21 protein-coding genes are annotated in these 23,461 nt (G+C 58.6%); 16 read left to right on the top strand and 5 right to left on the bottom strand.

All coding sequences use genetic code 11. The features are described from left to right. Window positions 1–94: 94 nt before the first annotated feature. Together ectB and ectA are read right to left on the bottom strand one after the other, a co-directional pair. Window positions 95–1,432, bottom strand: coding sequence for a diaminobutyrate--2-oxoglutarate transaminase (gene ectB / locus IG627_RS02190; RefSeq protein ID WP_193189501.1), 1,338 nt, complete (start codon window positions 1,430–1,432; stop codon window positions 95–97). 56 nt (window positions 1,433–1,488) lie between these two features. Beyond that, window positions 1,489–2,109 carry a diaminobutyrate acetyltransferase gene (ectA, locus tag IG627_RS02185; protein WP_226864624.1) on the bottom strand — a complete coding sequence of 207 codons (621 nt, stop codon included), beginning with the start codon at window positions 2,107–2,109 and terminating at the stop codon, window positions 1,489–1,491. A 348-nt stretch (window positions 2,110–2,457) separates the two neighbouring features. On the opposite strand from ectA, the gene IG627_RS02180 reads away from it, so the two are divergent. From IG627_RS02180 to IG627_RS02165, 5 genes are all read left to right on the top strand, one after another. Further along, window positions 2,458–2,970: a MarR family winged helix-turn-helix transcriptional regulator gene (locus tag IG627_RS02180; protein ID WP_193189691.1), complete on the top strand. Its 513-nt coding sequence runs from the start codon at window positions 2,458–2,460 to the stop codon at window positions 2,968–2,970. A 479-nt stretch (window positions 2,971–3,449) separates the two neighbouring features. Further along, window positions 3,450–4,019: an FHA domain-containing protein gene (locus IG627_RS20800; RefSeq protein WP_226864623.1), complete on the top strand. Its 570-nt coding sequence runs from the start codon at window positions 3,450–3,452 to the stop codon at window positions 4,017–4,019. 48 nt (window positions 4,020–4,067) lie between these two features. Continuing rightward, on the top strand, window positions 4,068–4,442 hold the full coding sequence (locus tag IG627_RS20795; protein ID WP_226864622.1) for a hypothetical protein: 375 nt from the start codon (window positions 4,068–4,070) through the stop codon (window positions 4,440–4,442). A gap of 162 nt (window positions 4,443–4,604) precedes the next feature. Beyond that, window positions 4,605–7,199 (top strand): serine/threonine-protein kinase, encoded by a 2,595-nt coding sequence (locus IG627_RS02170; protein WP_193189499.1) that lies wholly within the window; start codon window positions 4,605–4,607, stop codon window positions 7,197–7,199. A 118-nt stretch (window positions 7,200–7,317) separates the two neighbouring features. Then, on the top strand, window positions 7,318–9,873 hold the full coding sequence (locus IG627_RS02165; RefSeq protein ID WP_193189498.1) for a serine/threonine-protein kinase: 2,556 nt from the start codon (window positions 7,318–7,320) through the stop codon (window positions 9,871–9,873). Here the strand turns inward: IG627_RS02165 and IG627_RS02160 are convergent, their stop codons facing one another. Continuing rightward, window positions 9,874–10,353 (bottom strand): hypothetical protein, encoded by a 480-nt coding sequence (locus tag IG627_RS02160; protein WP_193189497.1) that lies wholly within the window; start codon window positions 10,351–10,353, stop codon window positions 9,874–9,876. 642 nt (window positions 10,354–10,995) lie between these two features. Between IG627_RS02160 and IG627_RS02155 the strand changes: the two genes are divergently transcribed. Genes IG627_RS02155 through IG627_RS02140 form a run of 4 tightly spaced genes read left to right on the top strand, consistent with a single transcriptional unit; the run spans window position 10,996 to window position 13,730 of the window. Next, on the top strand, window positions 10,996–12,687 hold the full coding sequence (locus tag IG627_RS02155) for a hypothetical protein (RefSeq protein ID WP_193189496.1): 1,692 nt from the start codon (window positions 10,996–10,998) through the stop codon (window positions 12,685–12,687). A gap of 2 nt (window positions 12,688–12,689) precedes the next feature. Then, window positions 12,690–13,055, top strand: coding sequence for a hypothetical protein (locus IG627_RS02150; protein WP_193189495.1), 366 nt, complete (start codon window positions 12,690–12,692; stop codon window positions 13,053–13,055). Between the two features lie 51 nt (window positions 13,056–13,106). Further along, window positions 13,107–13,418 carry a hypothetical protein gene (locus tag IG627_RS02145; RefSeq protein ID WP_193189494.1) on the top strand — a complete coding sequence of 104 codons (312 nt, stop codon included), beginning with the start codon at window positions 13,107–13,109 and terminating at the stop codon, window positions 13,416–13,418. A 42-nt stretch (window positions 13,419–13,460) separates the two neighbouring features. Next, the gene (locus IG627_RS02140; protein ID WP_193189493.1) at window positions 13,461–13,730 is read left to right on the top strand and encodes a hypothetical protein; all 270 of its coding nucleotides are present in this window, start codon (window positions 13,461–13,463) and stop codon (window positions 13,728–13,730) included. A 147-nt stretch (window positions 13,731–13,877) separates the two neighbouring features. Here the strand turns inward: IG627_RS02140 and IG627_RS02135 are convergent, their stop codons facing one another. After that, the gene (locus tag IG627_RS02135; RefSeq protein ID WP_193189492.1) at window positions 13,878–14,111 is read right to left on the bottom strand and encodes a hypothetical protein; all 234 of its coding nucleotides are present in this window, start codon (window positions 14,109–14,111) and stop codon (window positions 13,878–13,880) included. Window positions 14,112–14,353: 242 nt separating this feature from the next. On the opposite strand from IG627_RS02135, the gene IG627_RS02130 reads away from it, so the two are divergent. The 7 genes from IG627_RS02130 (at window position 14,354) to IG627_RS02100 (ending at window position 22,153) form a co-directional block, all read left to right on the top strand. Then, window positions 14,354–14,674 carry a hypothetical protein gene (locus IG627_RS02130; protein ID WP_193189491.1) on the top strand — a complete coding sequence of 107 codons (321 nt, stop codon included), beginning with the start codon at window positions 14,354–14,356 and terminating at the stop codon, window positions 14,672–14,674. Between the two features lie 139 nt (window positions 14,675–14,813). Continuing rightward, entirely contained in the window at window positions 14,814–16,595 is a 1,782-nt protein-coding gene (locus IG627_RS02125) for a trans-sulfuration enzyme family protein (protein WP_193189490.1), read from the top strand. A gap of 139 nt (window positions 16,596–16,734) precedes the next feature. Beyond that, window positions 16,735–18,048, top strand: a complete 1,314-nt coding sequence (locus IG627_RS02120; RefSeq protein ID WP_193189489.1) for a S1C family serine protease — start codon at window positions 16,735–16,737, stop codon at window positions 18,046–18,048. Then, on the top strand, window positions 18,039–19,091 hold the full coding sequence (locus tag IG627_RS02115) for an FHA domain-containing protein (protein ID WP_193189488.1): 1,053 nt from the start codon (window positions 18,039–18,041) through the stop codon (window positions 19,089–19,091). The genes IG627_RS02120 and IG627_RS02115 overlap by 10 nt, the downstream gene beginning before the upstream one ends. Further along, entirely contained in the window at window positions 19,088–20,164 is a 1,077-nt protein-coding gene (hisC, locus tag IG627_RS02110; RefSeq protein WP_193189487.1) for a histidinol-phosphate transaminase, read from the top strand. Before IG627_RS02115 ends, hisC begins: the two co-directional genes overlap by 4 nt. A 111-nt stretch (window positions 20,165–20,275) precedes the next feature. After that, the gene (gene mepA, locus IG627_RS02105) at window positions 20,276–21,124 is read left to right on the top strand and encodes a penicillin-insensitive murein endopeptidase (RefSeq protein ID WP_193189486.1); all 849 of its coding nucleotides are present in this window, start codon (window positions 20,276–20,278) and stop codon (window positions 21,122–21,124) included. Window positions 21,125–21,151: 27 nt separating this feature from the next. After that, window positions 21,152–22,153, top strand: a complete 1,002-nt coding sequence (locus IG627_RS02100; protein WP_193189485.1) for a D-alanine--D-alanine ligase — start codon at window positions 21,152–21,154, stop codon at window positions 22,151–22,153. A 120-nt stretch (window positions 22,154–22,273) separates the two neighbouring features. Here the strand turns inward: IG627_RS02100 and IG627_RS02095 are convergent, their stop codons facing one another. After that, window positions 22,274–22,849, bottom strand: a complete 576-nt coding sequence (locus IG627_RS02095) for an HNH endonuclease (RefSeq protein WP_193189484.1) — start codon at window positions 22,847–22,849, stop codon at window positions 22,274–22,276. Between the last annotated feature and the right edge of the window lie 612 nt (window positions 22,850–23,461).

Here is a 23,461-nt window from a genome sequence, read left to right as displayed (position 1 = left end):
ACATACAACTGTAGGATGCGCCGTGCGCACCGCCCCTGTGCCATTAGCAACATGAGGATGGTGCGCGCGACGCACCCTACGGCTGGAAAAACTTTCAGGCGGCGCCGGCCAGCTCAGCCTTTTTGTCCCCGGTCTCGCCGCTGTCATCGGCAAAGAAGTCGCGCTCTTCCGGCACTTCGGTACCCTTCAACACTTTTTCCACCGCCGCTTCGACGATATCCAGCGCGCGCTTCAGGTTTTCGTCGCTGATGGTCAGCGGGCACAGGGTCTTCACCACATGATCATCGGCACCGCTGGTCTCGATCACCAGGCCGTTCTTGAAGGCCTCGCGGGTAATCTGTCCGGCCAGGTCGCCGCTGACACAGTTGAGGCCGCGGAACATGCCGCGACCGCGAGTGGTCATGTTGCCATCGCCGTATTTCTCGACGATTTTCTCCAGGCGTTCGCCGATATAGTCCCCCTTGCGCAGCACTTCTTTCGCGAACTTGTCGTCGCTCCAGTAGTGCTCGATGGCCGCCCTGGCGGTGACGAAGGCCAGGTTGTTGCCGCGGAAGGTGCCGTTGTGCTCGCCGGGCTTCCACTGGTCCAGTTCCGGGCGCATCAGCACTACCGCAAACGGTAGGCCGTAACCGCTCAGGGACTTGGACAGGGTGACGATATCCGGCTGGATGTCGAACTCTTCGAAACTGAAGTAGCTGCCGGTGCGGCCGCAGCCCGCCTGGATGTCGTCGACGATCAGCAGCACGTCGTGCTTTTTGCACACGGACTGCAGGTTGCGCAGCCACTCGGCGCTGGCCGCGTTGATGCCGCCCTCGCCCTGTACGGTTTCCACCAGTACCGCAGCCGGATGGTCCACGCCGCTGGAGGAGTCGGACAGTACCTTGTCCAGGTAGGCGGTGGTGTCTATGTCATCGCCCAGGTAACCCTCGTAGGGCATGCGGGTGACACCGTTCATACTCACGCCGGCGCCGCCGCGATGGTGGGAATTACCGGTGGCGGACAGTGCGCCCATGCTGCAGCCGTGGAAGCCGTTGGTGAAGGAGATGATGTTCTCGCGCCCCTTGTACTTGCGCGCGATTTTCATCGCCGCTTCCACGGCATTGGTGCCGGTGGGACCGGTAAACTGCATGACGTAGTTGTAGTTGCGCGGCTTGAGGATCTTCTCGTAGAAGGTCTCGAGGAATTCGCGCTTGGCTTTGGTGTGCAGGTCCAGGCCGTGGGTGATGCCATCGGCCTGGATGTAATCGAGTAGTGCCTGCTTGAATACCGGGTTGTTGTGGCCGTAGTTCAACGTGCCGGCACCGGCGAGGAAGTCCAGGTACTGGGTGCCGTCCTCATCGTAGAGGTATTCACCCTGGGCCTTGTTGAAAACCCGCGGGAAGGCGCGGGCATAACTCATTACTTCAGATTCGATTTCGTCAAAAACTTTCATGATGGCAACCTTTGATTGATTAGTTGTCAGTTCGCAGAAATTGGAAAAGGCGGCAATCAGCCCCTGATCGCCGAACCGGAAAACGGGCCTATACGCAACAGCATTTCACTGTCGTGGCGACCGCGGAAATGGCGCTCGCGGTCGAACATCACCGACTCGGCACAGCCGGTATCCAGCTTGCGCGCCAGGCCGCGGAAAAGCGCCCAGGAGGCTTCATTGCCGGGAGTGATGGTGGTTTCCAGGTAGCGGACCTGCGCACAGGAGGGGCGGCCCAGTATGTCGCGGATCATGCGCCCGGCCAGCCCCAGGCCGCGGGCCTCTTCGGCCACCGCCACCTGCCAGACAAACAGGGTGTCGGGGCGCTCCGGTACCAGGTAGCCGGAGACAAAGCCGGCCAGTTCACCTTTCTCTTCACCTGCACCCTCCCATTGGGCGGCGACACTGGTAGCGGCGAAATGGCTGCTGTGCAGCAGATTGCAGTAGAGGGAGTTTTCATCCAGTGGCGGGCAGCGACTGATCAAGCGGTGCACATCGGCACCGTCTTCACTGACCGGGCGGCGCAGCAGGACTTCCCTTTTGGCGGATTCCTGCCGCGCTTGAACCTTTTCTTCCGGGGGCTCTTCAGTTTTGCTCTCCGAGCCTCCGCTCTGCGGTGTCGTAACGCTTGTGGCGCTCAAATCAATACCTTTAGTCATCAAATTTTCATTTCGCGTCCAGAAATTGGCTTTGGCGCCGTATTTTGGACTATTCAGGTCAAATTTGACCTTTTAAAATCAAAATTATTTACTACTCTAAATAATTTTTTGCATAGTACTCTAAACAAATGCGAGATCGCAAGGCCATACCCGATGCAAACTGATCAAGAGTTAACCAGATCACACCCTTCAGAGCCTGAGGGCGACAGCGCCGCAGGCGGGCCTGAGCCCGGGACCGGGGCGTCGCAGCGAGCGATTGACAAAATGCAGGCAGGGCCTAAAGTCGGCGGCAAACGACTTTCCCGCCGAGACCTGCAGAGCCTGCTATTGATGGACAAGATTGAAGAAGTACTGATTACCCTGCGCCGCCTGATCCGCGCCACCGACCTGCACTCCAAACAGCTGGTAAAGACCGCCGGACTGACCGCGCCGCAACTGCTGTTGCTGCAGGCGATACGCGAGAAGGGCCAGGTGACCATCGGCGCCCTGGCAAAGGAAATCAGCCTCAGCCAGGCCACGGTGACCACCATTCTCGACCGGCTGGAGAAACGCGGCCTGGTCTACCGCGAGCGCTCCTCCGAGGACAAGCGCAAGGTGCACGCCTACCTGACCGACAAAGGCATGGAGATTCTCAGGGACGCGCCGACCCCCTTACAGGAACATTTCGTGCGCCAGTTTCGCGATCTGCGCGACTGGGAACAGTCGATGATCATCTCCTCGCTGCAGCGGGTGGCACTGATGATGGACGCGGAGCATATAGATGCATCGCCGGTACTGGATGTCGGGGACCTGGATCGCAAGGACAGCCGCCAGCTGCCGCCATCGGAAAAGGACGGGAACTGACCCACCGCCGGCAGATATCCATCGGGGACGATTGCAAATCCCGCGCAACCGGCGTCCGAACCGATCAAAGATCGCTCAACGATTACCGCGCCAGTGCAAATGAATAGCGAAAATGCCCGCATGTGCATTCAATCGTTGCATTCGCACCGCAGATGGGTATAAATGAACCGACAACACTAAAGCAGTCGCCAACCCGCTGGTTAGCGCTTGCTTACTCAAGACAGGGCGCAATAACAACTCCAACCAGCGCCGCTAACAATGCTTTGTCACTGGCCAGGGGGCTCGGCCGGCAGTTTCTATGGCATTCTTTATTAGCGGTAGCTAGGCGGCGCCTGGCGAAAGAAAACCTCCTCTCGACCCCTCCGGTTTTCCGCTTGCGGGCCATGTCGGACGCGCGCCACCTGTCCTGATTCAATTTCTGCCGTTGCGTTAGCGGCACAGCCCCCAAGAACACCAAGAAAGGGGAAAGGGACTAAACCATGGCCTGCTTGCAGCATCCAGACAGGGATCAGCCTGTATACCTGATGGCCCACCACACGATCGGTCGCCGGCAGGGCGCTGTGGATACGCGCATCACCAGCGCGGAAATTTCCGGCATTCACGCCGCCATCCAGTGGACGGGCAGCCACTGGAATATTCGCGATCTCAGTCGCAACGGCACCTGGGTCAATGGCCAGCAGCTGGTGCCGGCGAAGAATTACCCCCTGCAGCAGGGCGACCAGATCGCCTTCGGCCGCGTCGGCAATCCCCTCTGGATTGTCGAGAACCTGGACGCCCCGGAAAACCTGCTGATCGACCTTCAATCCGGCGAGGCGCAGCCCCTGGAGCAGTACCACCTTCTGCCAGACGAGCGCGATCCTCTCGCCAGCCTGCATTTCAGCCCTGTCACCGGCCAGTGGCTGTACGAACTGACCGGCAATTCCAACGGCAGCGAAAACGCCACCGCCATCAAGCACGGGGAGCGCATCGACTGCGGCCTGCACAGCTGGCAGCTGTTTATCGCCGACAACCAGGGCGCCACCAAGGAACTCTCGCTGCAACAGCTGTAGATCACCGATTTCGACCTGCGCTTTTCCGTCAGCCACCACGAGGAGCACGTGCAGCTGCAGATGCGCCGCGAAGAAGACGATATGAAGGTGGCCCTGCCCGCGCGCATCCACAACTACCTGCTGCTCTACCTGGCGCGGGCCCGCATCCGCGATATACAGCAGGGTGCGGATGCCGACGCCCAGGGCTGGGTCTCCATCCAGGTGGCCACCCGCGAACTCGGAATTACGGTCAACCACCTGAACACGCAGATTTTCCGCGCGCGCAAGCAGATTGCAGAAACCCTGCCGGATGCGATCGACACCTCGGGCCTGGTGGAGCGCCGCTCCTGGGAAATCCGCCTCGGCTGCAGCCGTTTTGAAATCTACAAGGGGTCGCAACTGGAATCCCTCGCGGTACAGGCCGAAGAGGCGCAGGTGGACTGAATGCGCACGCCAAACCGCGAAGATTGAGCGGGAGAGCGGCCAGTGCGGTAATATGCAGGTCCGTCGCCCGACTCGGGGAACCGGACGTCGGGTTTCAGAATTAAACAATGATAAATTGCCAGGGACGGCGGAGAGCAACAACAGGGCCACTCAGCCAGATTCATGACGTCAGAGCAATTACCGTTTTATATCGGGCGATACAAGGTAACCGGGCAACTCGGCTCTGGCGGCATGGGTGTGGTCTACCTGGCCACCGACGAACGCCTGCACCGCCGCGTCGCCATCAAGCGATTGGTCAAGAACCCCACCAGCAGCACGGCACACCTGCGCATCCGCAAGGAGGCACTACTCTTAGCCCAGCTCAACCACAGCAACATAGTGCAGATCTACGATGTGGTGGAAGAGCGGGACGACGTCGCCCTGGTGATGGAGTATGTGGAGGGCAGCACCCTCGAGCACTGGCAGCGCGAGCGCAACCCCAACCTGCAGCAGAAAATCCAGCTACTGAGGCAGATCTGCTACGGTCTCGCCCGCGCCCACACGGTCGGCATCATCCACCGCGACCTGAAATCCGACAATATCCTCATCGACGAGAACAACACCGCCAAGATTACGGATTTCGGCATCGCCAAAAACTGGCGCGAGAACAGCGACCTGACCCGCGAGCAGCATGTCGCCGGTACCTGGGGTGCCATGTCACCGGAACAGGCCCTGGGCAAGGACCTCGACAACCGCTGCGATCTCTTCGCCCTGGGCGTACTGGCCTACAAGCTGCTGTGCGGGCAGAGCCCGTTTGGCGATCACGAAAGTCCATTCATCATCGTCGATCGCATCGTCAACAGCCAGCATCCACCGGCGGCGAAAATGAATCCGGACCTGCCCCCGGCACTGTGCCAGCTGCTCGACAGGTTGCTGACAAAAAACCCGGACAAGCGCCCGCTGAACGCCACCGCAGTGGCGGCGGAGCTGGACGCAGTACAGATGGACCTGGATGCCAATACCGCGGGTACCATCAGCCGCACCGTGACCATCACCGCCGAGGGCTTCCACCGCAACCAGCGGCGCAGGGTCCGGCACCGCAGAATCCTGGCGGGCGCCGCCCTCGCAGGCTGCATGACATTGCTGGTTGCGGCAGCCGCCGTCCTGCTGCCGGAATCGCAGCGCGAGACTAAAGGCAAATACATCGCCATAGTCGCACCTGCGGAGAGTGCCTCGGGCAGCCGCGAAGCCCGGCTCCTCGTCAGCAATGTGCTGAGCGCCATCAAGCAGGGCCTCTCGAACCGCGAGGGCCTCTTCCTGGTGCCCTACTCCGAGTCCGAACGCCTGCGCGGGCAGCCGCTGCAGGAACAGGCCCGGGCCCTGAATGCCCAGCTGCTGCTGCAGCCGACGATCTCCTGTGAAAGAGTCCACTGCGAGGCCTCGCTGGAGCTGATCGACACGGCAAACTTTTCCGTCGCCGCCAGCCGCAATACCACACTGGAAATCCAGGAGAGCCTGGGGAGCCGCGCGCGCACCCTGCAACAGCTCAATTACCTGCTGCCCGGCCACCCGACGCAGGAAAGTGAAGCGCGCTTCAATATCAGCACCGACGACTACCAGCGCTACCTGGAGCTGTACGAACGGCGCCACGATGAAACCAGCCTGGAGCAATCGGTATCCGCCCTGGAAGCGTTGCTGGAAAAAAATCCTGGCTTCCCGCCCTATTACGAACTGCTCAGCGAGCTGGTGATCGATCATCAGTTCAACACCCGCAGTGCCGAGTCCACCAAGCGATTTGAGCGGGCACTGCGGCGCGCGCCGCGGGAAATTGCTGATCACCCGGCCCTGCTCGCCGCCGAACTGCGCCTGGCCGCCATCAATAACGAAGTAAGCCGCGCACAGGCGCTGCTTTCGCAGCTGCAACTGACGATCCCCGACCAGGCCAGTTACTACCACCTGCGCGCCATCTACCACCAGACACGCAGTGAATACGATAAGGCGCTGCAAGCCATGGACAGGGCGCTGGCCCTGCGCACCAGCGCAACCTATCTGCGCCAGAAGGCCCTGGCCCTGAGCGCCCGCGGCGACCTGGACGAGGCCAAAGACTACCTGCTGCAGTCACTGCAGCTGAGCGATAACGATAGCGATACCCTATCCCTGCTCGCCGCCATAGAGCTGGACAGCGGCAACCCGGGGGAAGCCATTCGACTACTCAACAGCCTCGGCCTGGACAAGCTCGGCGCCATGGATACCTACAACCTGTGCCTCGCCCACTACATAGAGCGCCAGTTCGAGCGCGCACAGAACTGCTTTGACCGCGTGGTGGAGAGCGCACCGAAAGATGCCGATCCGCTGCTCTACAAGGCAGAGATAGCGCGGGCCCAGCAGCTGCCACAGAAGGCACAGGCACTGGCCGAGCGCGCCCTGGCGCTGACCGATGGGCGCGAGGACTGGGAGGGCATACTGATGCGCGCCCGCGCCCATGCCGAACTCGGCCAGGCCGACCGCGCCGTGGACGCCCTGTTGAAGATCCGCCGCCAGGCCCCGGACGACCTCTACGTCAACTACGCCCGCGCCCAGATCTATATCACCGGCGGCGACCTCAACTCCGCCATGGCGCATATCCGCAAGACCCTGGAACTGGGCATGTCGCCCATCTGGCTCAACACCGAGCGCTTCGCGCCGGTATGCAAGCGCACCGACTTCGCCGGCCTGCGCGGCGACTTCCCGGAACTCTGCAGCAAGAGAAAGGAAAACACCCAGGTCGCACAGAAATAGTACGCTTGCCTGTAAATCGGTAAACTAGGCTGCGCCCCACCTTCCCAGAGACTCGATCGGGACCTGGCAGGGAAACGGATGTAACGGAATTTACAACCACCAACAAGAATAAAAGGCTATGGAAGTCGCCGAACCGGAACAGGCACAACTGGGCCGCTACCGCATAGAGCGCACTCTCGGCGCGGGCGGCATGGGCGTCGTCTACCTGGCTGAAGACACCCGCCTGCAGCGCCAGGTCGCGATCAAGAAACTGCGCAGGGACGCCGCCGGTGAATCCGCCAGTGCCCGCATCCACAGCGAAGCCCAGCTGCTGGCCAAACTCAACCACCCGAATATCGTCCAGCTCTACGACGTGCTCGAAGAGGACGGCGGCATAGCCCTGGTGATGGAATACGTCGAGGGCACCACCCTCAAGGAGTGGATGCGCGAACACAGCGCGCCGCTGCGGGAAAAACTCGGCCTGCTGATGCAGATCTGCCAGGGCCTGGGCGAAGCCCATTCCCTCGGCATCATCCACCGCGACCTCAAGCCCGACAATATCCTGATCACCTTCACCGGCATCGCCAAGATCACCGACTTCGGCATCGCCAAATCCCAGCAGCCCGACGCCGATAGTATTACCCGTGAGGACCATGTGGCCGGCACCATCGAGGCCATGTCGCCGGAGCAGCTGCAGGGCTACCCGCTGTGCACCCGCAGCGACCTGTTCGGCCTCGGCGCCATCGCCTACGAACTCCTGTGCGGCGCCAGGCCGTTCGAGAAAGGCCAGGGCGGCTCCCTGGCCCTGGCGCAGCGCATTATCAACGAACCCCATATACCGCCGCAGCAGGTCTACGCCAGGCTGCCGGACCCGCTGGCCGCGCTGCTGGACAAATTGCTGAGCAAGCGCGCCGAAAAGCGGCCGGAATCGGCGCAGCAGGTCTACGAAGCGATCCATTTCCTCTACCAGCACCAGTCGGACGATACCGACACCCAGGAGCTTTCCGCCACGGTTACCCAATTGCTGCGCAAGCCACCGGGCCGGCACCGCCGCGCGCTCAATGCGCTTATCGGCGCAGCCGGCACCGCCGCCGTCTGCGTGGCCGGCTATTTCGGCTGGGAATACGCCACCCGCCTGGAGCCGCAATATATCGCCGTGCTACCGGTGGAGATCAACGGCGAGGTGCGCGGTGAGGAGAATGCCAAACAGCTGACCGCGACCATGGTGCGCCAGGCGCTGATGAATGCCGCTTCGCAGCTGAAGGCCTCCGCGCTGGTCAGCTTTACGCCCAAGGAGGGGCAGGATCTGGATGCACAGCTGCACGCGCTGCGGGACAAAGGAGTGACCGATGCGCTGTTTGCGCGGCTGGAGTGTGCGCGGGTGCGGTGTGAGGTTGAATTGCAGCGGATTGGACCCGTGGACAGCCGGATCAGGCAGCAGGCGAGTTTTGCTTTCCTGACAGATAAGCGGCAGGAGGCGGAATACCGTATTGCCAATAGCGCGGCAGCCTTGTTTCCTCGTAACTATGTAAAAGACTCCGGCGAACAGGAATTGATGCCGGATGCAAGCTACAACCAGTATCTGGACATTCTCAGTCGCTTGGAGCAAAAAGACCTCAAAGAGGAGGACCTGACGCTAATAGAAACAATGATTGAGCAGTATCCGAACAATGCCAATCTCTACGCAGTTTATACAAGTGTCTCTGCCAAGCTGTTTGTTCAGACGGATAGCGCACCATATCTATCTCGCGGACTGGCGATGCTTGAGCGAGCAAAGCACCGCAATATAGATGAGCAGCAACTGCTGGAGCAGGAAATCTGGTTGCGCACCTATAGTACTGACAAGAGTCAGTTCGATTTATTGCTAGAAAAAATCCATGAGCAGGAGGCGCCGTCCGCGGCTCTGCTGGCCAAGTATGCGCGTTTTCAGTTTACACAGGGAGACTACGAGGCCGGATTGCGCTATGCGCAGGAGGCGGCCGCGCTTAACCCTTCGGCCGACAACCTATACCTGATTGCTCTGAATCATGCTGTAAGCGGGGATTACGCCCGGGCACACACTGTATTGGAAAGAATCATAGAAACTTTTCCGGAGCATTGGTCATCCTATTCCACGCTAGGAGGCATAGAACTGGAAAGCGGTAACCTGTCAGCTGCTGAAGTGGCTTTCATCTCAATCCCCGAGGAGCTGCGCGGCTGGCGGACAAAGTCCAACCTCGGCGTCGCTTACTTTTTACAAGAAAAGTATGACCTTGCCCTGCAAACCTTCCAGCAAATACTAGAAACGGCACCCAGTGACATCCCAACGATGGGTCAAATAGCAGAGACTTATCTGGTGCTAGGCGACGTCCAAAATGCAAAAGCCAGCTTCCAACAGCTATTAGAAATTACCAGCAACGCCGATACGTTAGAAAAACGCTGGTATCAAGCTATCGCACTTGCCAACTTAGACCAGTTTTCAACCGCCATTTCAATGGTAAACGAACTACTTCAGCAAGCTCCCGACTATACCTATGCAAGTTACATGGCTGCACAAGTATACGCTCTGGCCCAGGAACCGAGATCTGCCAATTATCATATAGAAAAGCTGCTACAACAGGGCATGAGCACAGAGTGGTTCAACCTGCCGGCCTTCCAGCAGCTCTGCACCCAGCCCCAGGTTTCCACCGACGTGAAGACCGCTATCTGCTACTGATCACTCCGGCTCGTACCGCACCATAGGGTCACCGGACACGAAGTGCATACCAGTATCCACATCCTCACACAGCCACAAGAATGCGAAGTTATCCGGAATATCCTCCCGGTCCCTGATCCAGATCACCAGCTTGGTGTATTCACCACGCACCCGCCTGGCCCGGGACCAGAACTGGTGACGGAAATCCGGGCTCAGGGCGATAATGCCGTCCAACCGCCCGCGACCGCAGTTGGAGAACTCCAGCTCCCGCCCCGGCACTGCCGACAGGTCCAGCGTAATGGTCAGCTTGACCAGGCCGCGGTTGCCGCCGAAGCGGAAGCGCATATTGCCGAAGTGCTCCCCCGGGTTTTCGGCGTTGTACAGCGGCCAGTACTGCGGCTCGCCGTTGACCGGTTCCCTCGGCTGCAGCACGAGATCCAGCTCAATCCCCTCCCTCGGCACATCGCATTCCAGTACCGGCAAATCGTTACATACACTCATGGTCCACCCCTATAAATGGTCAGTGTGTTTTTTATTAAGGTTAAATCAGTTTTGTGAATTACCGCACACTCTGAAGCATACTCGAATAAAACCGGGTGAGAAATATTAGCCCGACTACAATTCAATGAAAATTCCATAAAAAAAGCCGGTAGTAACTGCGTTACTACCGGCCCGAATTGATGGTCCCAGCCATCGACGGTTACAACAACACTATCAAGAGCGAAATGAGGCATCCGTGCCCCGGTCAAGCCCTTCCCCAAATCTCGGCAGACGTAGGCTCTGTGTTTGCCGAGCCCGGCTTGACAGTTCAGCTTGCGCTGAATGGGTCTCCTTTCCACACTGTGCCACTGGGGCACAGAAATCCGATCCTTCGGATTCGATGTTGCGGGGCCTGCCTTTCCCTAGGCGGAGCGCCTCAATCCACTGTGGCGTGCTCAGCCCCTCAACTCTGTGCGCTACTTTACGGACTCGCCGATTACAGGTCGATCACACCCCATTACACAGCATTACACGGCAGGTCACTTACTGATCAGCCACAAGGGCTTTCCCTCTCTGAAGTGCAGGAATTACGACTGGTTCGATTGATTCCGCATCTCAACTGCCCCTAGAATCGACGCACACAGAACAACTACAGACACGGATATGTCGCACTTCGACCTGACGGACCCCCAGGGCAACCGCTACCGCCTCGATCGCGGTAGCCGAATCCCCCTCACTGACAGCATCGCCACGCACCACGCCCAGGCAGACTGGCTCCTTTCCCGGGTGGACAGCTTCCAGTTGGGGCAGGCCCGCGCGCACTTCTATCACCTGGGTCAATTCCCCCTGCTGGACAGTTGGCGACAGGAGCGGCTCGACGGCGGAGTGGCGCCCCTCTGCCCCCGCGAAGAGCTGGCCCAGGCCCTCTGTAACCACGAGTTGATCCTCGTAAGTCTCGGCAGCGGCGAACAGCAGGGCGAAGAAGAGGACAGACGGGCCATACTGCGGATCAGGATCCGCCAGGCACTTGCCGCCATCATCGCCCAGGAAAAGGTCGAGGCCGCCCAACACACACAAATGCTGGCCGGGGAAACCCAGTTCAATCGTGCCCTGATCTACACCGGCGCCTTTTTCAACGGCCTCTGGAACGCCGGCGTCGACCTCGCCCAGTGGGCCAAAGAGGTCAGCGACGTCATCAGCCCCACCCAGCGCCTGCTGCGCAGCCTGCAAGCCAGCCACCGAGCCCTGCAGCGCAACCGGGAAAACGACGAGAATGTCTTCGCCGCCTATGCCGATGAACAGCTGAAGGGAGAGAAGCGCGAACTGGTGCAGGCCCTGGGCTTCGACCCCACCGCCATCACCACAGAACAGCTGGATCAGGCCATGGAAGTGGCCGACCTCATCTGGGATGACCCGACCCTGCGCGCCGATATCACCCGCTTTGCCAAAGACTATGTCAGCGCCCAACACGCCATAGAGCTCACCGAAGTCTCCGGCGGCGCCGCTTTCGAAGTGCTGTTCACTCTGGTGCTGGCCGCCGTCACCGCCGGCGCCGGCCTGGCGGTCGGCGCAGCAAGCCAGGCGCGGCACCTGGCCAAGTTCCGCAAAGTCGGCGATCTACTGGTCGAGTTCGCAGAACAGATCAGGAAAGTCAGACAGCGATTACGTCGGAGTTCGGCCAAGGGGAATGGACCTAGTCGTTCATTTGGCGATTTCACCGTCGAGGACGTTACGGATGTAAAAGAAGTCAATCCAGGCAGGACAAACCATGCTAAGCCGTCATCCAAACCAGAATCGTCAAAACCAACTAGCAGAACTGAAATTCCGAAAAGAGAACGGCCAGAGCCTGACAGCTGGAAAACCTATAAGACTCACGGCATTAATAATCTTCCCATGCAAACCCCTCAAGGAAGAGCGGTCGTCGAATCATATAGATCTCAGGGAACAGATTTGGAAACTGCAGTGGGTTACGCCGAGCAGCTAATTAAAAGCGGAAGCACCCTGCCTGAAAAAATAACGATTCGAAAAGGTCAAAAATTATATAAAATTGTGCCTGAAGGCACCATGCCCGGAGATCACTCCGCATATTTTGCCACCCAAAAGGATATTGATCTTCTGGAAGGGCTAAGCTACGACGAGATCAGCGATCAATTGGGAATCCCACTGGAAAGCCAACAAACAGATAAATTTGACATTGTTGAAGTTGAAGCGCTGCAAGATATTGATGTCTTCCAATCTAAGATTGCGCCGACAACTCAGTGCGGATATTCTCAACCTGGAGGAGCCACACAGACGCTTATCACAAATAGGAATGCATTCTCTGCTCCAAAAACAACAGGAATAAAGCGACCGTAACCATGAAAAAATTAGTAAGAATTGACCCCAATACTGGGAGAATTATAGATATCGACCAAGAAAAACTAAAAAGAATAGCCAAAGAACTTTTGGATTATTTAAATCTAGATCTTGACCCACAATATGACACTCATGGAGTAAAAGCGGCATTTTCTTCTTTATGCAACGATGCAATAAATGGGAAAATCAAAGAAGCTATACCTCCAGATGATTTACCTCTTGAATATCAGCGAAGAGAGCGGATTTTTGATGAAAAACTAAATAAATTATTGGCAAGATTTTGCGTCACTGTAAGCGGAACTCCTCTTGAACAAATCACAACACAAGATATTGATGGCGTTCCTCATGCTTATATTGAGGTAGAGTAAAGGTAGCACTCCCTATTTCAGGTGCGCGCAAACTGACTTCCCCTAGGTGTTTTGCCCTGGTTTGCCGATGCACTCACCGAGTTCCGCAAACCACCGGTAGAGGGCGGCCTGCACGCCGGCGCCATGACCAGCGCAGACGAAGATGTGGAGAGCGAGATGATCTGTATTGAACGAGCCATGAATGCGGGCCCTTGTGTGGGCGGCTATGCCATCGTTAACTGGTCTAGAAGAAGCCGCCTAGGGTCTAGAGAAGAGCACTTTTCGCCGCAGGAGATTACCTTCGCCGACAACTTCCTCTACAAATACGGCCTACTGAACCTGATCAAAGGCCTAGGCCACAAGTACCGCCATGGCGAGCTTTAGCTCTATTCAGATGAAATAAATTACAAGTAAAAGTGCCAAACAATGGATGTTAATAAACTCGAATTACTTTTAGATTCCGGCTGGATTCCTCCGATTGAGGAAAGGGTTAAGAAAGCTATGGAATATTTGGCTGACACCAACTCAAGCGAAGCAGAAGTTGCGATTGAGCAACTCATTGAAAAATTCAAATCTAAGCTCGAATTGCAAACAAGGCGAATAAGCGGGTCTGGATGCCAGCAAGATTTTATTGGCGCCTACAACAACGCCTATCTTTCCGCATTAAAATTGAAAGAATTTTACAAAAGACACTAAAATTTAATCGAGGAACCGCGCGTGGGACGTTATAGTTTATGACAGTGACGCCCAACTTACTTTCAGGTAGAATGTGCACGCTCCAGTCCACCAGCTATTACTTAGCGCAGAAGCACATGTTGGGGCTAGCGCGGACCGGTAAAAATACTAGACTTCAACTGCACCACCATTGCCTGAGAACAACTCTACCGCGCCATGGAACTGGCCGACCTCATCTGGGAAGACCCGGCTCTGCAGGCCGACGTCCGGCGCTTCCCCAAGGGCCAAGTCAAAGTCCAGCACCTCATAGGGGTCACCGAATTTTCCGCTCCAGCAGGAAGATTTTGCGAGATGAATTGAACCTGGGCAAAAATACCGATTTGAGCGGCTCAAGATTTTCATATGTGAAGTTACCTCCTGGCGATAAAAGGTTTAGCTACAAAATGCCAACCGGTAATGAAGGAGGCGCCTATAAAGGCGAATGGGTACCAGGAGGACTTACCAAATCTGGAACCAGTGAAGGGGCAAATGGATATACCTCTACTATCGCACCAACGGAAGAGTCATCTGGATAAATCCGGACTTAAACAAAACTTAGCGCCAAATAAAGATGACTTTACTCCGGCAGGAAAAGCAGTAGGATAATGTTTAACAAATACTACAATTTAGTAAAAGTTGCCGATCGACTTCATTCTGAACTGGCCAGTTACAGTGGAAATGACAAATCTATATATGAGCTAAAAAGTTCATTAGAAGATCTTTTAAGTCAGATAAGATCGGGAAAACCCACATCTAAAATGAATGAAGATGAGGTGCCAGGCGTATATCAGTGGAAGAATTCTGGAATGGGGTGGCCTGATGAAATCAGGAACTCATATTTTGAGTTAAAACAAGCTTTATCAGGGGGAAGATCAGAGGGGGTAAAGGAATTTTTAAAGCGTGTTGGAAAAGATGGAAAACTTTAAACACTTTTAAAGATTTACGCTAATAACAAGCACCTCCAACATCGAATTGATGCAAATCCCCTAAAGGCACCCATATCCTCATCACCCACAGCCTACTGCAATCGGGCTATAACAATAAGCAGCAAGCGATGAGGGCAATATGGACACCAATCTTTCCGACGCAAAAATCCTCTCCCCCCGCCGCAACAGCACCGAAGCCACCAGCATCGACGAGCTGGCGCGGGAGCAGTTGCAGCATTTCTCCATCGACGGGGATACCGAGCACGGGCGCCTGCTGCTGGAAACCGCGGAACTGCTGTACCGCGCCCAGGGCAACCTGAGCCAGTTGTGGGCGCAGGCCAGGGCCACGCTGGCCAAACTGGACAGATCGGACAAGATCGCCTATTTCAACGCCAAGCGCTTTATGAGCTTCCAGCTGGCAAAGCTGCTGGACACGCTGCAGAACCCGCTGCGCGCCAGCTTCCAGAGCCTGCAGGGGGACGACTTCAATATCACCACCCGCGGCGGCTACCCGCTGTTCGACAATATTCCGGCGATTTTCTCGGCGACGCCGGTAATTGCGCGCACTGCCACCTATATCTATGCCTGCACCGAGTGGGTGGATGACGCCTTCCGCGGCCGCGAGCCGAGCCACGATATCTACTCGCGACTGCTGAACCCCACCTCCATTTCCTTGGCCAATGCGATTGTGGACCTGGAGTGTGGTTCCGCGGCCAGCGAGTATATGGCGTGGAACTTCAACTCGGGTATGGCGGCGATTGATGCGCTGCTCTCCAATCAGCTGGCCCGCGGCGATATCCTGATCGTCTCGCGACATATCTACGGCGGCGTGCACCAGCTGTTACAGGATTTTTACGCCCGCCGGGACAAGATGGCGATCAAGCTGGTCTGGTTCGACGGCACCCGCGGCGATGAATTCGAGAAGCTGCTGTGGGATACGCAGGCCAATCATGCCGAGGCGATAAAAGGCGGTGCGCGGATTCATGTGTATATCGAATCCCCCTGCAACCCCCACGGCACTATGCTCGATGTGCCGGCCATCTGCCGCGCCGCACACCGGGAGAAGCTGCTGGTGAGCCTGGATTCGACCCTGGCCACGCCCTTCCTCTACCAGCCACTGCGCCGCGAAGAGCGCGCCGAGCGACCGGATTTTGTGGTGCACTCCTACACCAAGGATATCGGCGGCACCGGCGCGGCCACCGCCGGGGTGGTGATCGGCGAGAATCACCGCATGTTTATCCCCAAGGGTGACAGCGCCAGGGGGCTCAACTGGAACCAGTGTCTCTTCTGGGATGTGTACTATATAAAGGGCGCCTTCCTGGATGCGGACAAGGCCTGGGAGGTGCACTGCGGCATGCGCACCCTGGAGATGCGTATGCTGACCAAGTGCATCAATACCCGATGCCTGAGCCACTTCTTCGCCAGCCACCCGAAGATCCGCGTCAACTGCCATGCGCTGGCACAGCACCCCAACAGCGACCTGCGCGTGCAGCTGCTGCGCTACCAGTTGCCCACGCCGCTGTTCAGCATCGATATGGAAGCGGCGGGAATTCCCACCGAGGCCTTCAAGCGCTTCTTCGATGCGCTGGAGCCGGCATTCGGGCAGATGGTCAGCCTGGGGCAGACCAACACCATGGTGCTCTGCCCTGCGCTCACTTCCCACTCGGAGCTGTCGCCGGAAGCCATGGAGGCGGCGGATATTTTCCCCACCACCATTCGCATATCCGTCGGCGACGAGAATATGGCGCAGCTGGTGGCCCATGTGATCAGCTGTGCGCGCCTGCACCTGGATCCGGTGAGTCCCGGCTTCAGTGACGGGTTTATGGCCGCGGACGAGGCGGATGCGCTGTTTACGCGTTTTTACTTGGAGTCGCACGGCAAGGTGGCGGAGGCTTTTCCACGGGTGGCAGATTATCTCTGACTGTTTTGGTGCGTACGGCGCCCCCTACTGACTGGATACCGGCCTGCGCCGGTATGACGAACACTCTCCTGCACGCTTGTTGCACTACTCTATATCCCGTAATATCAATCCTCTTCTGCCCATAATTTAATCAAACAAGATGCCAAACCTTTGCGCGCGCCTGCTGGCCCTGTTGTTTTGTTGTTGTTCCGCATTCGCCTCAGCGCAGAGCTACGAACAGCTCTACAGTGAATATCGCGGCAGCCTCTACCAGATTCGCCTGATTGAAAAATCCTCCAACTCCAAGGCCGGGCTCGGCTCCGGTTTCCAGATCTCCCCCGACGGCCTGATTGCCACCAATTACCACGTGGTGGCCGAGGCCGTGAGTGATCCGGACAAGTACCAGCTGGAGTACCTGTCGGTGGACGGTGCCAAGGGCAATCTCGAGCTGCTGGATATAGACGTGATCAACGACCTGGCGCTGCTGCGCCAGGACAAGCCCGGCGCGGAACATATTCAGCTGGCCACGGACACCCCGAAAAAGGGCGAGACCATCGTGTCCCTCGGCAATCCGCTGGACCTGGGCATGACATTGATCCCCGGCACCTACAACGGCATTGCCAGCGGCAGCTTCTACGATCGCATCCACTTCGCCGGCTCCATCAACCCGGGCATGAGTGGCGGCCCGGCGATCAACACCCGCGGCCATGTGGTGGGCATCAACGTGGCCACCGCCGGCAACCAGGTCAGCTTCCTGGTGCCGGTGGATAAGCTCGCTGCGCTGCAGAAGCATTTCCGCCAGGAGGGCAACTCCCTGGACCTGAAAGAAGTGACGCACCGGCAACTGCTCGACAACCAGCAGCGCATTATCGAATCCATCTTGCAGGCGGACTGGCAGCGGCGCGCCCTGGGCGAGGCCAAGGTGGTCGGGGAAATAGTGCCGGCCATCCAGTGCTGGGGTAATACCCAGGAAGATGACGACAATCCGGTCAAGCGCATTGACAAGGGCTGCACCGGCCAGGACGTGGTCTTTCTCGCCGATGATTTCAACTCCGGTCGGGTGGAATATGAGTTCTTCTGGCTGGAGGCAGAAGACCTGCTGCCGTCGCGCTTCTACGCCGAGTACGAGCAGCAGATGAGCAGCTTTTACCCCGGCAATGCGGCCGGTGAGGAAGATGTGACCAATTTCCGGTGCCGCCAGTCCTTTACCGCCCAGGAGCGCGTTGGAGAGAAGCGCGACGGTGAGGAACCCGTCTCCAAGCCGCAACAGAACCGGGAGCCGATAGTCGCGCGCACCAGCTATTGCGTGCGCCGCTACAAGGACTTCCCGGATCTGTACGACATCTTCTTCCTGAGCCTGAGTGTGGATCGGAAGAACCGCGCCCTGGTCAGCCATTTCACCCTGTCCGGATTTACCCGGGAATCCGCCGCGGCCTTTACCGAGAAGTTCACAAGCGAGATCCAATGGCACTGATTATCGAAGAGATCAACCGCTCCCACCGGGTGCATGCCCGCTATCGCATGGAGGACGACAGGCTCACCGTCGGCCGCGGCTACGACAACGATATTATCCTCGAGGATGTACACGCGGACGCCCACCACGCGGAAATCCGCCTCGGCGAGGACGGCTGCTATTACCTGCACGACCTGAACAGCGTCAACGGCACCCAACTATTGGGAAACCTGCATGACAAGTCGATCAAGCCCGGCGCTGTTTCCGAGCGCATGATCGAGTCCGGCGACCTGGTGCAGTTCGGCAAGACCCACCTGCGCCTCAGCCACAGCGAGGCTGCGCTGCCGGAAGCCGTGCCCCTGCACTCACTGGAGAGTTTTTTCGCGGGGCTGTCACACCCGGCCGGGGCCATCGGCCTGTTGCTGGCCGTGGCCCTGTGCACGCTGCTGGTCAGCTACCTCGGCTATGCGCGCAACTACGAGTGGACCATCGCGGTCAATCTGCTGTCCGGTAGCGTGATCGGTCTGCTGGTGTACGCCGGTGCCTGGGCTTTTATCGGCCGGGTGGTGCGCCACGAGACGCACTTCTTCACTCACCTGTCGATCGCCGCCCTGGGCGCATTGGTCTTTACCGGCTGGGAGTGGCTCAGCAGCCTGCTGAATTACAATTTCGCCATGGCCAACACCACGTCAATGCTCGATTTCCTGGTGCTGGCCATACTGCTGCCGGCCATGCTCTGGTGCGCCTGCTACCTGGCGACCAACCTTTCCCGCGGCTGGCGCTGGGCCGCTGCCCTGGTTCTGCCCTGGGGATTTCTCGGCCTGGGCCTGGCAGAGGAAATCGGCAGCCTGAATGACTTCAGTGAAATTCCGGAGATTTCCACCGAACTCAAGTACGACGACCTGCTGCTGCGCAAGCCGGTGCCGATGAAGCAGTTCATCGCCAGCTCACCGACGCTGTTTGATATCCCGATCGAAAAAAAGAACGAAGAATCGAAAGAAACCGATGAGGAGACAGTCGCTCCCGACAACGGGGAAGGTGACACAGCGGAGGCAGAATCATGAGCAGTCCATTCTGGAGCCCCGGGCTCGAAAAGCTGGAACCCTATGTGCCGGGCGAGCAGCCGCGCGGGCGCAAGTTGATCAAGCTCAATACCAACGAAAGCCCCTACCCGCCGTCACCGCGCGCCCTGGAAATCCTCGGCGACGCACAGCTGGCCGATGCCCTGCGCCGCTACCCGGACCCCGAGTCCTGCGAGCTGCGCGCGGTCATTGCCGAGCGCTTTGACCTGCAGCCGGAACAGGTGTTTGTCGGCAACGGTTCCGACGAAGTGCTGGCGCACAGTTTCTACAGTTTCTTCCGCCATAACGCGCCACTGCTGTTCCCGGATATCACCTACAGCTTTTATCCCGTCTACTGCCAGCTGTACGGCATCGAGTACCGCACGCCCCCGCTGCGCGACGATTTCAGCCTGGCGGTAGAGGACTACAGCGGCCCCGCCGCCGGCGTGATACTCCCCAATCCCAATGCACCCAGCGGGCGCTATCTGCCGTTGGAAGAAATCGAAAAGCTGCTGCAACTTCAGCCCGAGCGGGTGGTGGTGATCGACGAGGCCTATATCGACTTTGGCGGTGAGAGTGCGGTGCCGCTGATCGACCGCTACCCCAACCTGTTGGTGACACACACGCTGTCCAAGTCCTATGCGCTGGCCGGCCTGCGCCTGGGCTTCGCCATGGGTCAGCAGCCGCTGATCGATGGCCTCAACCGCACCAAAAACTCCTTCAACTCCTACCCCATCGACGCCATAGCCCAACGCCTGGCCGCTGCCGCCATCGATGACAGCGCCCACCTGGCGGACTGTTGCGGCAAGGTGATCGCCACCCGCGAGAGCACCGTGCAGGCACTGCGGGAGCTGGACTTCGACGTGGTGCCGTCGAAGGCCAATTTCGTACTGGCGCGGCCGCCCGGGCCTGGCGCTGAGGCTCTGTACCTGGCCCTGCGCGAGCGGGGCATACTGGTGCGCTATTTCAACAAGCCGCGCATCAGTGAGTACTTACGTATCTCCATCGGCACGGATGAGGAAATGGACGCGCTGCTGCGGAACTGCGAGGAGATAATCGGCTCACAGACTGAGTAATCCGCCCCTCTATAATTATCGGGATCCCGGAAACGCTTAGGGTGCGCCTTGCGCACCGCCAAATCCAACGGTGCGCACGGCGCACCCTTCGAAGTAGCAGTTCAATAGCCAATGTATCTATCCCTCGCCGCTGTCCTGTTGGGCGCCGTCCTGGCCACCAGCGCCTCCGCCAACCCCTGGGAATCCGTGGAGACCCCTTCGTCCCAGGCGTCCGCCAGTATCGGCACCTACACCAACGGCTGTCTCAGCGGCGCCGAGGCCATGCCGCTGCGCGGTGAGGGATTCCAGCTGGTGCGCACCGGGCGCGGCCGCCGCTATGCACATCCGGCCACCATCGAGTTCCTGAAGGACTTTTCCAGCAGTGTCGCCCGCAACAACCTGGGCCGGCTGCAGATTGGCGACATGTCCATGGCCCGCGGTGGCCCCTTCCGATACGGCCACCGCAGCCATCAGACGGGGCTGGATATCGATATCTGGTATTCCCAGGACTGGCGCGCGGCCGAGCGCCCGCTGACCGCCTGGGAGCGGGACAACATCTCCGCGGTGCCGCTCGCCGATGAGCGGGATCACCGCCTGATAGAAAAAAACTGGAACGACCAGGTCCCGCGGATACTGCGCCTGGCCTCTGAGGATGACCGGGTCGCGCGTATCTTCGTACACCCCACCATCAAGCGGAAGCTGTGCAATATTTCAGGGGACGACAACCAGTGGCTGCGCAAGATCCGCCCCTGGTGGGGACACAACTATCATTTCCATGTGCGCCTCGCCTGCCCACAAGGCGAGAAAAACTGCAAACCCCAGCACCCGGTGCGCAATGATCCCTGCGGCAGCGACCTGGACTGGTGGTTTAGCGATGAATTCTACGCAATGCTGAGCGGCACCGCGCCCAAGCCGGACAAGCCGAAGAAGAAGCCCAAACCGATGCCCAGGCAGTGCGAACAGGTTTTGACGGCGCCCTGAGCGCCAGCCAAGTACAGGAACAAGACAATGATCAGTACCCTGCTTATCTGCGGTGGCGGTGGCAGCGAACACGAAGTGTCGCTGCGCACGGCGGACTTTATCGAGCGCCAGCTGCGCCAGGCAGAAGATATCGCCCTGGTGCGCGTGGAGATGGACGGCAACGGCCGCCTGACCGACCGCAACGGCGGCGTGCGCCAGCTGTCTCAGGACCGCATGCTGCGCGATGAGAATGGTGAGGCCTGGGAGGTCCAGTACGTCATTCCGTCGATTCACGGCTACCCGGGGGAAACCGGCGACCTGCAGTCACTGCTGGAGCTCTACGGTATTCCCTACTATGGCTGCGGCCCCGAGGCCAGCAAGAACTGCTTCAACAAGATCACCACCAAACTTTGGCTCAGCGCACTGGGTATCGACAACACCCCCTACCAATTCCTGTGCAGCAATGAGGCGGAAGAGATCGGCAAGGCCAGCATGGCCCTGCAGGAATGGGGGCAGGTATTCGTCAAGGCCTCCAACCAGGGGTCCTCTGTGGGCTGTTACAAGGTCAGCTCAGCGGAGGAACTGGACGCGGCACTGGCGCAGGCGTTCGCCCTCTCCCCTTACGTACTGGTGGAAAAGAGCCTGACGGTGCGGGAGCTGGAGGTGGCCGCCTACAACTACGAGGGCGAGCTGGTGATCACCCCGCCGGGAGAGGTGTGTGCGCCGGCAGACACCTTCTACAGCTACGAGGAAAAGTACGCCGAGGGCAGCCGCGCTGTGACCCACGTCGAGGCCCGGGGTCTCAGCGATGCCCAACTGGGCTGGATCAAGGAGGCGTCGCGCCGCGCCTTTGTCGGCCTACAGCTGAAAGACCTGTCGCGTATCGACTTCTTCCTGACCGACGATGGCGAAATCTACCTCAATGAGGTCAATACCTTTCCCGGTATGACGTCCATCTCGATGTTCCCCAAGATGCTGGAAAACGCCGGCCACGATTTCTCCCACTATTTGGCCAGCCTGATTCGTGCGGCAGTGAGCCGGGAAACCTGAAGTTTGCCCGCTGCGGCAATACTTTGAACCGGGATCCGCTTTTGATGATCAAGGTCGCCCTCCGTCGTTGCTGTAATTGAGTGGTTGGTGGTCGTTCCTTTGACCGCTCGCCACTGATCACTAACCACTCGATACCAGCCAGCCCTCCTGCCTGCGGCGGGAGAACTGACTGCGCAGAAATTCCATCTGGTCACCGCGAATCCGCTCGCTGTTGATCAGCGCCAGGTACTCGGCGGCGTTGGGGCAGAACGGCAGTGCCAGCAGTTCCAACTCGATATCCTCCAGCAGCCAGTTGCCCTTGTGCTGGTTGCAGCGGCGGCAGGCAGTGACCACATTTTCCCAGACATCCCTGCCGCCCTTGGACACCGGGTGCACATGGTCGCGGGTCAGTTCGCCCGTGCGAAACTCGTTGCCGCAGTAGAGGCAGGTGTGGGCATCGCGGTAGAAGAGCGCGCGATTGGTCAGTGGCGGCCGCCTGCGCGGGCGCGCCATGCGCTCTCCACCGCAGGCGATGATCGCCGACAGGTCCAGGGTAGAGCGCTCCCCGTAGCGGTTGATACCGCCGTGCACCCGCTGCACCACCCCACCCAGCGACCAGGTCACCAGCTCGCGCACATACAGACAGGCCGCTTCCTGCCAGTTCAGCCACTCCAGTGGCTGCCCCGCCAGATTCAGGCGCAGAATTCTCGCTTGCATCACCTCGCCTCCCCGCAGTTGGATGGAAAAAAGCCGGTTGTTCGGTGCAGCTGCCGCCCCGGCGCGCCCAACCTTCTTCCGGAAGCAGGGCACCAGGAGATACGACAAAAAAGCCCCGCCGGTCTCCCGGCAGGGCTCTTGTAGGAATTCAAAGGTGAGAAGGGTGTCGGCCACCAGCGCATTGGCGACTGTAGGGAAGCGGACACTGCTAGCACTGACTTACTGAATGCATCACCCTCCGCCGGCACTGTAAATTTATTGCCGGGCTGAACTGATTAAAGCGGATAATTGTTGCAATTTCCAGACAAGGAAATCAGTGGGGAAGAGGAGGGAAAACAGAGAGCGATCGAAATCCGGGGTTTTGCGCGGGCCCAATAAAACACCGCCCAGGCAATCCGGCCCGGGCGGTGCGTCTCACAGGATGGTGCCCAAATCCGTTGAGCGAGCGGCGCAATCCCTTAATCCCTTGCCGCTGAAGTGCAGTCCCTTATGCATCCTTGCAATTACATTATGGACAGCGGGGGAGAAAAAAGTAGAGGCAAACGGCTGAAATTCGTGTGCGAGATATCTCACAAGCCGGTGAAATATCCCACGCGCAGGTTGCGCCGAAGA

It is taken from the genome of Microbulbifer taiwanensis (assembly GCF_014904815.1).
In the GTDB taxonomy this organism is placed as follows: Bacteria; Pseudomonadota; Gammaproteobacteria; order Pseudomonadales; family Cellvibrionaceae; genus Microbulbifer; species Microbulbifer taiwanensis.
The sequence above is the reverse complement of the archived record's forward strand: the minus strand, read 5'-3'. Positions and strand labels throughout refer to the sequence as shown.

What these genes read in the sequence shown, in the direction of transcription:
- ectB (WP_193189501.1), bottom strand. Translation starts at nt 1,432, where the DNA reads ATGAAAGTTTTTGACGAAATCGAATCTGAAGTAATGAGTTATGCCCGC.
- IG627_RS02180 (WP_193189691.1), top strand. Translation starts at nt 2,458, where the DNA reads ATGGACAAGATTGAAGAAGTACTGATTACCCTGCGCCGCCTGATCCGC.
- IG627_RS20800 (WP_226864623.1), top strand. Translation starts at nt 3,450, where the DNA reads ATGGCCTGCTTGCAGCATCCAGACAGGGATCAGCCTGTATACCTGATG.
- IG627_RS02170 (WP_193189499.1), top strand. Translation starts at nt 4,605, where the DNA reads ATGACGTCAGAGCAATTACCGTTTTATATCGGGCGATACAAGGTAACC.
- IG627_RS02165 (WP_193189498.1), top strand. Translation starts at nt 7,318, where the DNA reads ATGGAAGTCGCCGAACCGGAACAGGCACAACTGGGCCGCTACCGCATA.
- IG627_RS02160 (WP_193189497.1), bottom strand. Translation starts at nt 10,353, where the DNA reads ATGAGTGTATGTAACGATTTGCCGGTACTGGAATGCGATGTGCCGAGG.
- IG627_RS02155 (WP_193189496.1), top strand. Translation starts at nt 10,996, where the DNA reads ATGTCGCACTTCGACCTGACGGACCCCCAGGGCAACCGCTACCGCCTC.
- IG627_RS02150 (WP_193189495.1), top strand. Translation starts at nt 12,690, where the DNA reads ATGAAAAAATTAGTAAGAATTGACCCCAATACTGGGAGAATTATAGAT.
- IG627_RS02140 (WP_193189493.1), top strand. Translation starts at nt 13,461, where the DNA reads ATGGATGTTAATAAACTCGAATTACTTTTAGATTCCGGCTGGATTCCT.
- IG627_RS02135 (WP_193189492.1), bottom strand. Translation starts at nt 14,111, where the DNA reads ATGAAAATCTTGAGCCGCTCAAATCGGTATTTTTGCCCAGGTTCAATT.
- IG627_RS02130 (WP_193189491.1), top strand. Translation starts at nt 14,354, where the DNA reads ATGTTTAACAAATACTACAATTTAGTAAAAGTTGCCGATCGACTTCAT.
- IG627_RS02125 (WP_193189490.1), top strand. Translation starts at nt 14,814, where the DNA reads ATGGACACCAATCTTTCCGACGCAAAAATCCTCTCCCCCCGCCGCAAC.
- IG627_RS02120 (WP_193189489.1), top strand. Translation starts at nt 16,735, where the DNA reads ATGCCAAACCTTTGCGCGCGCCTGCTGGCCCTGTTGTTTTGTTGTTGT.
- IG627_RS02115 (WP_193189488.1), top strand. Translation starts at nt 18,039, where the DNA reads ATGGCACTGATTATCGAAGAGATCAACCGCTCCCACCGGGTGCATGCC.
- hisC (WP_193189487.1), top strand. Translation starts at nt 19,088, where the DNA reads ATGAGCAGTCCATTCTGGAGCCCCGGGCTCGAAAAGCTGGAACCCTAT.
- mepA (WP_193189486.1), top strand. Translation starts at nt 20,276, where the DNA reads ATGTATCTATCCCTCGCCGCTGTCCTGTTGGGCGCCGTCCTGGCCACC.
- IG627_RS02100 (WP_193189485.1), top strand. Translation starts at nt 21,152, where the DNA reads ATGATCAGTACCCTGCTTATCTGCGGTGGCGGTGGCAGCGAACACGAA.
- IG627_RS02095 (WP_193189484.1), bottom strand. Translation starts at nt 22,849, where the DNA reads ATGCAAGCGAGAATTCTGCGCCTGAATCTGGCGGGGCAGCCACTGGAG.